At 63.8% G+C, this 13,026-nt stretch carries 9 protein-coding genes and 2 tRNA genes; 2 read left to right on the top strand and 9 right to left on the bottom strand.

Annotated features, from left to right (window positions below; all coding sequences use genetic code 11):
- Positions 1-197: 197 nt before the first annotated feature.
- Positions 198-1,997 carry an ABC transporter transmembrane domain-containing protein gene (locus METH_RS05545; RefSeq protein ID WP_024089440.1) on the bottom strand — a complete coding sequence of 600 codons (1,800 nt, stop codon included), beginning with the start codon at positions 1,995-1,997 and terminating at the stop codon, positions 198-200.
- A gap of 167 nt (positions 1,998-2,164) precedes the next feature.
- Positions 2,165-2,238 (bottom strand) — tRNA-Gly (locus METH_RS05540).
- Between the two features lie 173 nt (positions 2,239-2,411).
- On the opposite strand from METH_RS05540, the gene METH_RS05535 reads away from it, so the two are divergent.
- Positions 2,412-3,125, top strand: coding sequence for a CbiX/SirB N-terminal domain-containing protein (locus tag METH_RS05535; RefSeq protein ID WP_024089439.1), 714 nt, complete (start codon positions 2,412-2,414; stop codon positions 3,123-3,125).
- Between the two features lie 105 nt (positions 3,126-3,230).
- A tRNA-Cys gene (locus METH_RS05530) sits at positions 3,231-3,304 on the top strand.
- Positions 3,305-3,455: 151 nt separating this feature from the next.
- Here the strand turns inward: METH_RS05530 and METH_RS05525 are convergent.
- The 7 genes from METH_RS05525 to ptsP form a co-directional block, all read right to left on the bottom strand.
- A complete protein-coding gene (locus METH_RS05525) occupies positions 3,456-5,069 on the bottom strand; it encodes an AMP-binding protein (protein WP_024089438.1) in 1,614 nt (537 codons plus the stop codon).
- Between the two features lies 1 nt (position 5,070).
- Positions 5,071-6,231: an acyl-CoA dehydrogenase family protein gene (locus tag METH_RS05520; protein WP_024089437.1), complete on the bottom strand. Its 1,161-nt coding sequence runs from the start codon at positions 6,229-6,231 to the stop codon at positions 5,071-5,073.
- A gap of 91 nt (positions 6,232-6,322) precedes the next feature.
- Positions 6,323-7,129 (bottom strand): enoyl-CoA hydratase family protein, encoded by an 807-nt coding sequence (locus METH_RS05515; protein WP_044008341.1) that lies wholly within the window; start codon positions 7,127-7,129, stop codon positions 6,323-6,325.
- Entirely contained in the window at positions 7,126-7,578 is a 453-nt protein-coding gene (locus METH_RS05510) for a MarR family winged helix-turn-helix transcriptional regulator (protein ID WP_024089435.1), read from the bottom strand. The genes METH_RS05515 and METH_RS05510 overlap by 4 nt, the downstream gene beginning before the upstream one ends.
- Complete coding sequence (locus METH_RS05505) at positions 7,575-8,300, bottom strand: SDR family NAD(P)-dependent oxidoreductase (protein ID WP_024089434.1); 726 nt, start codon at positions 8,298-8,300, stop codon at positions 7,575-7,577. Before METH_RS05505 ends, METH_RS05510 begins: the two co-directional genes overlap by 4 nt.
- Complete coding sequence (locus METH_RS05500) at positions 8,297-10,591, bottom strand: bifunctional salicylyl-CoA 5-hydroxylase/oxidoreductase (RefSeq protein ID WP_024089433.1); 2,295 nt, start codon at positions 10,589-10,591, stop codon at positions 8,297-8,299. The genes METH_RS05505 and METH_RS05500 overlap by 4 nt, the downstream gene beginning before the upstream one ends.
- Positions 10,592-10,767: 176 nt before the next feature.
- Positions 10,768-13,008 (bottom strand): phosphoenolpyruvate--protein phosphotransferase, encoded by a 2,241-nt coding sequence (ptsP, locus tag METH_RS05495; protein WP_024089432.1) that lies wholly within the window; start codon positions 13,006-13,008, stop codon positions 10,768-10,770.
- Positions 13,009-13,026 lie beyond the last annotated feature (18 nt).

Genomic DNA, 13,026 nt, shown 5'->3' with positions numbered 1-13,026 from the left:
CCCCCAATGAATGGGGTGTTCTGTTTGCGCCAGACTATTGCAAACGCGCAATTGCGCAAGCTCCGGAGCAGGGTCACGCCAAGGCAGTTTACGGCATGACGTGGCGCCATTTTGCGGCCCGTTGCAGATTTCAGAACACAAACAGCCCGGACCCGGTGCGGGGTGCGGGGTGCTGGGTATTTTGCAGAATTCGGCGTCTACTCCGCGGCCAGCCCTTCGGTGAACTGCAGTTTGGCAAGACGCGCATAAAGCCCGCCCTGCGCCACCAGCTCATCATGGGTGCCGGTGGCCACGATCCGGCCCTGATCCATCACCACAATCCGGTCGGCCTTTTTGACAGTCGCCAGACGGTGCGCCACAATCAGGGTGGTCCGGCCCTGGCTCAACTCGTCCACCGCGGCCTGCACCAGACGCTCGCTTTCGGCATCCAGCGCCGAGGTCGCCTCGTCCAGCAACAGCACCGGCGCATCGCGCAGGATGGCACGGGCGATGGCAATCCGCTGCTTCTGGCCGCCCGACAGCATCACCCCGCGCTCGCCGACAAAGCTGTCATAGCCTTCGGGCAGTTTCGAGATGAAGTCATGCGCCGCGGCGGCCAGGGCGGCAGCCTCAACTTCGGCATCCGAGGCCTCAGGACGGCCAAAGCGGATGTTCTCGCGGGCCGAGGCCGCAAAAATCACCGGATCCTGCGGCACCAGCGCGATGTGATGGCGGAACTCATCCCGCTGCAGTGCAGTCAGCGCTACGCCGTCCAGCTTCACCGCACCCTGGTTCGGGTCATAAAACCGCTGCAGCAGCTGAATGATGGTGGTCTTGCCCGCCCCGGACGGGCCGACAAAGGCCACAGTCTCGCCCGGTTTCACCGCCAGCGACACCTTGTCCAGAGCCGAGACATCCGGGCGCGACGGATAGCGGAAAGACACGTTGTCGAACTGGATCTCACCCTTCACCGGCGCGGGCAGCACCTGGGCCGCAACGGGATCCAGCACGGTATCGGCCGCATTCAGCAGCTCCACCAGACGCTCGGTGGCGCCCGCCGCCCGTTGCAGCTCGCTCCAGATCTCCGACAGCGCCGCCACTGAGCCCGCCACCAGCACCGCGTAGATCACAAACTGGATCAGGGTCCCCTCGGACATAACCCCCGCGCGCACATCATTGGCACCCATCCACAGCACGCCGACAATGCCCGAGAACACCAGGAAAATAACGATCACCGTCAGATAAGCCCGGGTCCGGATCCGGCGGCAGGACACGGTATAGGCGGTCTCGGTCATCTCGCCGAACTTTTGGCGGCTGGCGGCCTCATGGGTAAAGGCCTGCACGGTCTGCACCGCCCCCAGCGCCTCACCGGCATTGCCCGAGGAGGCCGCAATCCAGTCCTGGTTTTCCTTGCTGATGGCACGCAGGCGGCGCCCCAGGACCAGGATCGGGACAATGACGGCCGGCACGATCAGCAGCACCATCATCGTCAGCTTGGCCGAGGTCAGCAGCATCAGCACCATGCCGCCCAGGAAGATCAGCAGGTTGCGCAGCGCGATCGACACCGAGGATCCCAGCACCGATTGGATCAGCGTGGTGTCGGTGGTGATCCGGCTCAGCACTTCACCGGTCATGACCCGTTCGTAAAACTCCGGGCTCATCCCGATCACCCGGTCGAACACCGCCTTGCGGATATCAGCCACAACCCGCTCGCCCAGCCGGGTCACCAGCGCATAGCGCACGCCGGTGCCCGCCGCGAGCAGCGCAGCAATCCCCAGCGCAGCGCCGAAGTAGAGGTTCAGCAGTTCGGACTCCGAGACCCGGAAATTATCCACCACCCGGCGCACCGCCAAAGGCAGCGTCAGCGACAGCCCTGCGGTCATCACCAGCGCACAGGTCGCGGCAAGCATCAGCAGACGGTACGGCCGCATGAACGGCCACAGCGCCGAAAGCACGCCAATCTTCCGGGAGCCTTCGCGCTCCTGTTCCGCATTCGGGGCCGCCTGTCTCCGCGCCATTCCGGATCCTTCTGCACTTTGGGCTGGCGGGTATGAAACCCCGCGCATTCGCCACGGTTCATGGCCCCGCAGGCCCCGCGCGTCAAGCGCTGAGCCGGTTCAAAAAGCACATGAACGCGCGAACATCCCGCGTCACGGTGTAACAGAATGGCAGAAGGGGGAGGATCTGGAGCGGGTAGCGGGAATCGAACCCGCACCTTAAGCTTGGAAGGCTCTTATGATACCATTTCACCATACCCGCTCAGAGTGTTTGCTGATTTAGGTGAAGCGCCCGGGAAGGTCAACCTCCTTGGTTTCGTTTCTCAGCACGCCGCAGAAAAAATCTTCCCAAGCCTTGCGGAGTGCCCGGCAAGCCCCCCAAATAGCGGAACAATCCCGACTACTTACGCAGTTTCAACAATCCGGACCCCCGCCTTGACGAAGACCACGCGCACCGCCGTCATCACCGCCCATGGCCAGCCTTCCGACCCTGGTCCGGCAGAGGCCGCTCTGGCCAGGCTTGCGGCCGAGGTTGCGGCGCATCTGCCGGATTGGGATATCCGCTCCGCCACCCTCGCCACGCCCGGGCGGCTGGAGCACGAAATGGCCGATGACACCGTGGTCTATCCGTTTTTCATGTCGCACGGATGGTTCACAGCCAAGGTTCTGCCTGACCGCCTGCAGGGCCGCAGCTATTGCATGGCCGCGCCTTTCGGTCTGGATGCCGCCCTTCCGGCCCTCGCTGCAGAGGCCGTCCGCCAGGCCGCGGAAAGGCAAGGCTGGCCGCTGGCTGAAACGCATCTTCTGCTCGCCGCCCACGGGTCTGCCCGCGGTCCCAAGGCGGCAGAGGCCGCAGAATGTTTTGCTGCCAGGCTGCGCCCCCTGCTGCCCGGCTGCGCAGTCTCGCCCGGCTATGTGGAGCAAGCTCCAAGGGTTGAATCCGCCGCAACCGCTTTGCCTGCGTATTCCATTTGCCTGCCGTTTTTTGCCCAGGCCGGCGACCATGTTAAACAGGACATCCCCCAGGCGCTCGAGGCTGCCGGTTTCCAAGGGCTTCTGCTGCCAGTCACGGGTGCCCTGCCCGGCATTCCCGCCCTGATTGCCGCTGGCATCCGCGCGGCGGCACTTGACCAAACTGCGGCGAGGTGAGATTCTACCCATCCGGAAAGAAAAGCAATTTTTGGTCCGGACAGAGGCAAAACGCCTCTTGCGCAGGCAGCGGGCATGTGATTAATCACGCCCTACACCACGGATGGCGAGTTGGCGGAGTGGTGACGCAGCGGATTGCAAATCCGTGTACACCGGTTCGATTCCGGTACTCGCCTCCACCCGCACTCAGATGTAATTGCCGCTCTATCTCGGCCCCTTACAGCCGCTGCAGCGTGGCAAAGGCTTGGTGAGCCCGTAAAACCCGCGCACCCACCCTGCCGGCAGTTTGACAGCCGCTGTCAGGACAAGCACCGGGAATGGCTCTGGCAGCTAGGCTTTCAGTCTGAAGCGCTGGATTTTGCCGGTTTCAGTCTTTGGCAGCGCTGCGGTGAACACAACCGAGCGCGGATACTTGTAAGGCGCGATCGCCGCCTTTACGTGGTCCTGCAGACGTTTCACCAGATCCGCCGACGGCTCCTGCCCCGCGGCCAGCACCACATGCGCCTGCACAATCTCGCCGCGGGCCTCGTCCGGGGCGCCGATCACCGCGCATTCCGCCACTGCCTCATGCGCCAGCAGGGCGGCTTCCACTTCAGGACCTGCAATATTGTAGCCGGCCGACACGATCATGTCGTCGTTCCGGGCGGCAAAGTGCAGATAGCCATCCTTATCCCGGATGAAACTGTCGCCGGTGATGTTCCATCCATCCCGGACATATTCCGCCTGCCGGTCATCAGCCAGGTAACGGCAGCCGGTCGGTCCCTTTACTGCCAGCCGCCCGACTTCGCCGCGCGGGGCCTCGGCGCCGTCTGCATCCAGCACCTTCACCTGGTAGCCGCCGACCGGTTTGCCGGTGCAGGCAGGCCGGTGATCGCTGAACCGGTTGGTGATGAAGATATGCAGCATCTCGGTCGCGCCGATCCCGTCCAGCATCGGCTTGCCGGTCTTCTGCATCCATTCGTCATAGACCGGCGCGGGCAGGGTTTCCCCGGCCGAAACCGCCGCCCGCAGCGAGGACAGATCCGCCCCCTCCTCCATCGCCCGCAGCATCACCCGGTAGGCTGTCGGCGCGGTGAAGCAGACCGTTGCCTTGTATTTCTCGATGATCTCGATGAGGTTCGGCGGGGTTGCGTTTTCCAGCAGCGTCGCCGCAGCGCCAAACCGCAAGGGAAAAATTGCCAGCCCGCCAAGCCCGAAGGTGAAAGCCAGCGGCGGCGAGCCGACAAAGACATCCTCGGGCTGCACATCCAGCACTTCACGCGCATAGCCATCGGCAATGATCAGCAAATCGCGGTGAAAATGCATCGTCGCCTTGGGCGACCCGGTGGTGCCGGAAGTGAACCCCAGCAAAGCCACGTCATCGCGCCCCGTCCGCACTGCCTCATAAGCCACGGGTTTTTCCAGCGCCAGCCGGTCCAGTTCCGCATCGTGATTGGACGTGCCATCAAAGCCCACCACGGTCTTCAAGAATTTCGAGTCTTTGGCGCAGGCGACCAATTCGTCCTTCAGCCGGGTGTCGCACAGCGCATGGGACACCTCGGCCTTATCGACGATCTTGGCCAGCTCCCCCTTGCGCAGCATCGGCATGGTATTGACCACCACCGCGCCCGCCTTGGTCGCCGCCAGCCAGCAGGCCACCATCGCCGGGTTGTTGGCCGAGCGGATCAGCACCCGGTTGCCAGGCTTCACCCCCAGATCCTCGCTCAGCACATGCGCCAGCCGGTTGGTCCAGTCGGCCAGCTCCTTGTAGGTGCGGTAGCGGCCGTTGCCGATCAGCGCAGTGCGGTCGCCAAACCCCTTCTCCACCATCGCATCGGTCAGCTCGACCGCGGCGTTCAGGTAGTCGGGATAGTCAAACCCCTCCAGCAGAAACCCGGGCCACTGCTCCGCCGGCGGCAGGTTATCCCGGGTGAAAGTGTCTTCATGCGCTGATGGTCCCAGCATCTCAGTTCCCTCCCTGAAAAGCGGCAAGCGCCTGGCGGGCGATCACCACCCGCTGCACGTCCGAGGCCCCTTCGTAAATGCGCAAGGCACGAATATCGCGGTAAAGCTCCTCAACCTTCTGGCCCCGGCGCACGCCGTCGCCGCCATGCAGCTGCACCGCCTTGTCGATGACCTGCTGCGCCTGATCGGTGGAAAACAGCTTGGCCATCGCCGCCTCGCGCGTCACCCGTGCCGCCCCGGAATCCTTGGCCCAAGCGGCGCGGTAAACCAGCAGCGCGCTGGCATCCACGTCCAGCGCCATATCGGCAATATGCCCCTGCACCATCTGCAGATCAAACAGCGGCGCGCCCTGCACCTGCCGGGTGGTAACCCGCGCCAGCGCCTCGTCCAGCGCCCGGCGGGCAAACCCCAGCGCCGCCGCCGCCACGGTCGAGCGGAACACATCCAGCACCGACATCGCGATCTTGAAGCCCTGCCCCGGTTGCCCAAGCAGCGCGGACTTCGGGATCCGGCAATCGGTAAAACGCAATGTTGCCAGCGGGTGCGGCGCGATGGTTTCCAGCCGTTCCACCACCTCAAACCCAGGCAGATCCGCCGGCACAACGAAAGCACTCAGCCCTTTGGCGCCCGGTGCCTCGCCGGTGCGGGCAAACAGCGTGTAGACATCGGCAATGCCTCCGTTGGAGATCCAGGTCTTCTCGCCATTCAACACGTAAGTATCGCCATCCAGCGTCGCCGTCATGGTGGAGTTGGCCACATCCGAGCCTGACTGCGGCTCGGTCAGGGCAAAGGCGGATATCGCCTTGCCTGCGCGGGTCAGCGGCAGCCATTCGCCCCGCTGCTCTGCCGTGCCGAACAGCGAGATCGCACCCGTCCCCAGCCCCTGCATGGCAAAGGCAAAATCTGCCAACCCGTCATGGCGCGCCAGCGTTTCGCGGATCAGGCACAGGCTGCGCACGTCCATCTGCTCCCCGGCCATAGCCCCGGAATGCTGCGTCCAGCCGCCCTCTCCCAGCGCAGCCACCAGCGCCCGGCAGGCCGCATCGGTGTTCGAATGATCTATGCCCGCCAGATGCGCCCCGGCCCAGTCTTCCAGCTCTGCCGCCAGTTCCCGGTGCCGGTCCTCAAAGAACGGCCAGTTCAAAAACGACTTGTCCGCCATGGCGCGGCTCTCCCTGCTTCATCTTTGTCCAAATACTCCCGCCGGAGGCTCCCGCACTCTCCTCCAGTGCAGCAGCCGCGGCTCAAGCGGTTCAGTCGCCCTCGAACAGCGGTTTTTCCTTGTTCACAAAGGCATGGTACGCGCGTTCGAAATCCGCGGTCTGCATGCAGATCGCCTGCGCCTGCGCCTCGGCCTCGATCGCCTGTTCGATCGACATCGACCATTCCTGCGCCAGCATCGTCTTGGTCATCATATGGCCGAAATTCGGCCCCGCCGCGATCCGCGCCGCCCAGGCCTGCGCCTCGGCGTCCAGCTGATCCGCCGCCACCAGTTTATTGTGGAATCCCCAGGCCTGGCCTTCCTCGGCGCTCATCGACCGCCCGGTATACAGCAGTTCCGCCGCCCGCCCCTGGCCGATGATCCGCGGCAGGATTGCGCAGGCGCCCATGTCGCAGCCCGCCAGCCCGACGCGGGTGAACAGAAACGCGGTCTTGGCTTCCGGCGTGGCGATGCGGATGTCCGAGGCCATGGCGATGATCGCCCCCGCCCCGACACAAATGCCGTCAATCGCCGCGATCACCGGTTTGCCGCAGGTCACGATCGCCTTGACCAGATCCCCGGTCATCCGGGTGAACGCCAGCAGCTCCCTCATGCTCATTTTGGTCAGCGGCCCGATAATGTCATGCACATCGCCGCCCGAGCAGAAATTTCCGCCATTGGATGCAAAGACCACCGCCTTAACGCTGTCGTCGTAATGCAGATCGCGGAACCAGTCGCGCAGCTCGGCGTAACTGTCGAACGTCAGAGGGTTTTTGCGCTCCGGCCGGTCCAGGGAGACCGTGGCGACGCCCTCCTCGATCCGGCACAGGAAATGCTCGGGATCCCTGTTCACCTTCATGACTTGCCTCCGTTTTCCAGCCTTCGGGCCACTGCTTCCAGGCTCTCGGCGATCCCCTGCACCTCATCCGGGTTCAGACCCGCAAAGGCAGCAGCGATCCAGCCTTCATGCGCCTCAGCCTGACGGGAGAATTCCGTCTTCCCCGCTTCGGTCAGCCGCACCAGATTGGCGCGCCGGTCGCCCTCAACTTTCTCGCGCAGCACATGGCCATCCTCGACCAGCCGCTCGACAATGCCGGTGACATTGCCGTTCGAGACTTTCAGAACACCTGACAACTCGCTCATCTTAAGGCCTTTTTCGTGCTGAACCAGCGCCGCCATCACGTCAAACCGCGGCAAGGTGGTGGCAAACTCGCGCCGCAGGTTCTCACGCACCTCGCTTTCCACCGCCTTGGTGGCCTTCAGCACCTTCAGCCATAGCCGCAGCCGGTCTTTGGAGGTGGTACTCAAACCTCGCCTCCCGAAACGCTCATCGCGTGCCCATTGACTGATGCCGCCCCCTCCGACGCCAAAAACACCGCTGTTGCCGCCACTTCTTCCGGTGTGATCAGCCGCTGCATCGGGTTGCCGCCGACCACCATCTTCAGCGCCTTGTCGCGGGAAATCCCCTGCCGATCCATCAGACCGGTGATCGCCGTCTCTGCCATTTCGGTATCAACAAACCCGGGGCAGACCGCATTGCAGGTGATGCCGCGCTTTGCCACGCTCTGCGCAACCGACCGCACCAGACCCAGCACCCCGTGTTTCGAGGCCGCATAGGCCGGGATATGCGCACCGCCCTGCAAGGACGCGGTCGAGGCAATGGCGATCAGCCGCCCGCCCGGTTTCATGCCGGCCCGCAGGGCTGCGCGGAAGGTCAGGAAGGTGCCCGTCATATTCACGGTCAGGGTCCGCTGCCAGTCCGCCAGCTCAACATCCTCAATCCTGGCGGCCGTCCCGGTGCCGGCATTTGCCACAACCACATCATAGGGCGTGTCGAACAGCGCCTCGACCTGCGCCTCATCCGTGACGTCGGCGGGTCTTATTTCCAGCCCCGTACCCGCCGCGGCTTGCTCCAGCGCGTCGCGCCGCCGGCCGGAAATTGTCACCTGACACTTCTGGGCTGCAAAGGCCTGCGCGATTGCCTTGCCAATGCCGGTGCCGCCGCCTGTCACAAGAACCCTGCGTGTCATGCCCGGATCACCTCCGCTTCGCGGTCGGCCAGCCGCCAGGCCTGATCCCGGCCCGCGTGATAGGGCAGCGGCCACTCGCCATGCCGGTCGCCGATCCGCGCCGCCTCGTGCAAGGTCCAATAGGGATCGGCCAGATGCGGCCGGCCCACGCAGACCAGATCCGCCCGCCCCGCCATCAGGATCGAATTGGCATGGTCCGCCTCATAGATATTGCCCACTGCCATGGTGGCAATTCCGGCCTCGTTGCGGATGCGGTCGGAAAACGGGGTCTGGAACATGCGGCCATAGACCGGTTGCGCGTCGGTCGAGGTCTGCCCGGCGGAAACGTCGATGATATCCGCCCCGGCGGCGGTAAAGGCCCTGGCGATTTCCACCGCTTCTTCCGGCGTGACGCCTTCGTCTCCAACCCAGTCATTGGCAGAAATCCTGACCGACATCGGCTTGGCCTCCGGCCAGACCGCACGCATCGCCTGGAACACCTCCAACGGATAGCGCAGGCGGTTCTCCAGCGCGCCGCCGTACTCATCGCCCCGAATGTTCGATTTTGGCGAGATAAACGATGAGATCAGGTATCCATGCGCCGCATGAAGTTCGATCATGTCAAACCCTGCACGCTCTGCCATTTCCGCAGATGCCACAAATTCCGCCTTGATCGCATCCATTTCCGCCCGCGTGATCTCCCGCGGGGCCGGATTGTTTGCCGACCATGGGATAGCTGAGGCCGATACGGTCTCCCAGTTGCCATCTGGCAAGGGCGCGTCCATCACCTCCCAGCCCAGCTGCGTCGAGCCCTTGCGCCCCGAATGGCCGATCTGGCAGCAGATCTTCGCGCCGGTCTCAGCATGCACAAAATTTGTCAGCCGTTTCCAGGCAGCCTCATGCTCCGGCGCATACAGCCCCGGACAGCCCAGCGAGATCCGGCCCTCGGCGCTGACACAGGTCATCTCAGTATAAACCAGCCCGGCGCCGCCCTTGGCCCGCTCGCCCAGATGGACGAAATGCCAGTCCGTCGGGCAGCCATCAACCGCCTTGTACTGCGCCATGGGGGAGACCACGATGCGGTTCTTCAGCTCCATATCCCGCAGCTTATAGGGGGCGAACATCGGTGGCCGCACCGGCGCATCCGCGGGCGCTCCGGCCCTGTCCTGGAACCATTTCTCGGCGCTCTGCAGCCACTCCGCATCCCGCAGGCGCAGGTTTTCGTGGGAGATCCGCTGCGACCGCGTCAGCAAGGAATAGTTGAACTGCACCGGATCCATATCCAGATAGCGCTCGACGTCCTCAAACCACTCCAGCGAGTTGCGCGCCGCCGACTGCAGCCGCAGCACATCCAGCCGCCGCTCCTCCTGATAGCGCTCAAAGGCGCGCTCAAGCGTCGGCTCGGAGCTGACCAGCTCCGCCAGCGCAATCGCGCTGTCAAAGGCCAGCCGGGTGCCGGATCCAATGGAGAAATGCGCCGTGGCCGAGGCATCGCCCAGCAGCACCACATTCTCGTGATACCATTTTTCGCACAGCACCCGCGGGAAGTTGATCCACACCGCGGCACCACGCAGATGCGCGGCATTCGACATCAACGCGTGCCCGCCCAGATGATCCGCAAAGATCTCCTCGCAGGTGCGGACGGTCTCCTCCTTGCTCATCCCCTCAAAGCCCCAGTTCTCCCAGGTCTCGGCCGAGCATTCCACAATCACCGTCGCGGTGTCCGCATCGAACTGATAGGCGTGGATCCACATCCAGCCGTGTTTGGTCTTCTCGAAAATAAAGGTGAAGGCGTCGTCGAATTTCTGATGCGTGCCCAGCCAGATGAACTTGCAGGGCCGCACATCGATTTCCGGTTTGAATTGTTCGGCGAACTCAGTGCGGACACCGGAGTTCAGCCCGTCGCAGCCGACCACCAGATCATAGTCTTTCTGATAGGCGGCAGCGGTCTTGGCCACGGTTTCAAATTGCAGGTCAACGCCCAGTTCGCGCGCCCGGCTTTGCAGCAGCAGCAGCATCTTCTTGCGGCCGATCCCGGCAAATCCGTGCCCGCCCGACACCGTGCGGGTGCCGTCATGAACCACCGCGATATCGTCCCAATAGGCAAAGTTCTCGCGGATCGCTTCGGCGCTTTCCGGGTCGTTTGCGCTCAGGTTGTCCAGCGCGTCATCCGACAGCACCACACCCCAGCCAAAGGTATCATCGGTTTTATTCCGCTCAATCACCGTGACCTGCGCCTCCGGCTGCCGCAGCTTCATCGAGATCGCAAAGTACAGGCCGGCAGGCCCTCCTCCCAAACAGGCGACTTTCATGATCATCCCTTCCCGCTCAGCGCACATCCTTGCGGATCAGGATAAGCGGGTCCGGAAAAACTTCAAGCCTAAAGTTTTAAGCTTGAAATAAGAGAGCGCAAAACTTTGGCGCAGCCCGTGCCCGGCCCGCTCAAGAGCTCAATGAAAACATCTGCCAGGCCCTGGGGCCGCGGCCGTCAAAGTTCCCGCAGGTATTGCATCACGGCCGGGCGCACCGCCTGGTCGCCGCGGTGGCGCGCGTCCGCGATGATCTTGCGCAGCTCGCCCAGATCCACCCGCAGCAGCAGGGACTTGACCGGCCCGATAGAGGCCGGGCGCATCGACAGCGTGCGGATGCCCATGGCAGCCAGGCACACAGCCTCGACCGGGCGGCCCGCATCCTCGCCGCAGAAGCTGAGCGGCGTGCCGGAGATCGCGCAGCGCTCCACGATCCGCTCGATGAAGCTCAGGAAGCTGACGTTCAGCGTGTCATAGCGCTTGCGCACCCGCTCATTCTCGCGGTCGGCCGCAAAAAAGAACTGTTTCAGGTCATTGCCGCCGATCGAGACAAAGGCCACCTCGTCAAAGAATTTCTGCGGCGCATAGGCCAGCGACGGCGTTTCCAGCATCGCGCCGATCTCCAGTTCGGCAGGCAGCACGTGGCCCAGAATACGTTCGCGCTCGATGGTCTTGTCCACTTCGGCCTTGGCCGCGCGGTATTCTTCGAACTGGGCGACAAAGGGGAACATGATCGACAACGGCCGCCCTTCGGCCGAACGCAGCAGCGCCTGCAGCTGCATCCGCATCACACCGGGCTTGTCCAAACCCACCCGGATCGCCCGCCAGCCCAAGGCCGGGTTCGGCTCATCCGTCGGCTTCATGTAGGGCAGCACCTTGTCGGAGCCGATGTCCAGCGTCCGGAACACCACCGGCTTGCCATGTGCCGCATCCAGCACCCGCTTGTACAAAGCAACCAATTCCGAGCGTTTCGGCATCTGATTGCGCACCAGGAATTGCAATTCCGTGCGAAACAGCCCCACGCCTTCGGCACCGGAACCATCCAGCGACGGCAGGTCCGCCATCAGCCCGGCATTCATCACCAGGCTGATGCGCTGGCCGTCGGTGGTGATCGCCGGCTTGTTGCGGATTGAGGCATAGCGCTCCTGCGCCTGGGCGTGCATCGCGATCTTGTCGCGGAACGCGCTGACAACCGTTTCATCGGGCCGCAGATGCGCCACGCCCTGATCGCCGTCCACCATGATGTGGTCGCCGTTCAGCGCCTCGGTTGTGATCCGCTGGGCATTCACCACCAGCGGAATGGCCAGCGCCCGCGCGACGATTGCGGCGTGGGATCCGACCGAGCCTTCCTCCAGCACGATGCCCCGCAACCGGCGGCCATACTCCAGCAGATCCCCCGGACCTATGTTGCGGGCGATCAGGATGGGATTTTCCGGCAGCTCGGCCCCGGTGTCCGCCCCCTGCCCGGTCAGGATCCGCAGCAGCCGGTTGGACAGGTCGTCCAGATCGCTGAGACGTTCGCGCAGGTAGGCGTCCTGCACTTGCGACATCCGGGCGCGGGCCTGGGATTGCTCCTTTTCCACCGCCGCCTCGGCGCTGAGGCCGCGGGCGATGTCTTCTTCCATCCGCCGCATCCAGCCTTTGGAATTGGCAAACATCCGGTAGGCTTCAAGAACCTGCAGCTGCTCCTTGTCGCCGTGGCGGGAGACTTCCAGCATCTTGTCAACGCCGACCCGCAGCTCCTCGACCGCGCTGTTCATCCGTTCCAGCTCACGCTGGGGATCATCGGCAATCGGATTGGTCACGATCACCCGCGGCTCATGCAGCCAGACATGGCCTTCCGCCGCGCCTTCCTGGGCCGAAGTGCCATGGATCAGAACCGGCTGCTGATGCAACGGCGACAGCGCCGCGCCTTCGCCGACAAAGGCGCCCAGTTCCGTCATCTCGGCGATGACCATCGCCACCACTTCCAGTGCATAAACCGCATCAGCCGAAAACTCGCGCGCCTCTTTGGACTGCACCACCAGGACGCCCAGCATCTCGCCCAGCCGCTGCACCGGCACCCCGAGAAAGGAGGAAAACCGCTCTTCCCCGGTTTCCGGCATATAGCGGAATCCTTTGGCATTCGGTGCATCCGGCGTGTTCACCACCTTGCCGAATTTTGCCACCCGGCCCACTAGGCCCTCGCCGATGCGCATCCGGGTCTGGTGCACCGATTCAAGGTTCAAACCCTGTGTTGCACAAAGCTCCAGCGTCTCGTCATCGCGAAACAGATAGACCGAGCACACCTCGGTCCCCATGCTATCGGCGATCAGATGGGTAATCTTGTCGAGCCGCGCCTGGCCGGCATCGTCGCCCGCCATCGCCTCGCGCAAGCGAACCAGAAGCTTCCTGCTTTCGGATTCTGTCGTGTCAGCCATTGCCACCCTCTCCCGAGG

This window comes from Leisingera methylohalidivorans DSM 14336 (assembly GCF_000511355.1).
Classification (GTDB): Bacteria; Pseudomonadota; Alphaproteobacteria; order Rhodobacterales; family Rhodobacteraceae; genus Leisingera; species Leisingera methylohalidivorans.
This window is presented reverse-complemented; position numbering and strand designations above follow the sequence as displayed.

Bases quoted from the DNA above. Each gene is read 5' to 3' on its own strand.
- METH_RS05545 (WP_024089440.1), bottom strand. From the start codon at position 1,997: ATGGCGCGGAGACAGGCGGCCCCGAATGCGGAACAGGAGCGCGAAGGC.
- METH_RS05525 (WP_024089438.1), bottom strand. From the start codon at position 5,069: ATGCTGGGACCATCAGCGCATGAAGACACTTTCACCCGGGATAACCTG.
- METH_RS05520 (WP_024089437.1), bottom strand. From the start codon at position 6,231: ATGGCGGACAAGTCGTTTTTGAACTGGCCGTTCTTTGAGGACCGGCAC.
- METH_RS05515 (WP_044008341.1), bottom strand. From the start codon at position 7,129: ATGAAGGTGAACAGGGATCCCGAGCATTTCCTGTGCCGGATCGAGGAG.
- METH_RS05505 (WP_024089434.1), bottom strand. From the start codon at position 8,300: ATGACACGCAGGGTTCTTGTGACAGGCGGCGGCACCGGCATTGGCAAG.
- METH_RS05500 (WP_024089433.1), bottom strand. From the start codon at position 10,591: ATGAAAGTCGCCTGTTTGGGAGGAGGGCCTGCCGGCCTGTACTTTGCG.
- ptsP (WP_024089432.1), bottom strand. From the start codon at position 13,008: ATGGCTGACACGACAGAATCCGAAAGCAGGAAGCTTCTGGTTCGCTTG.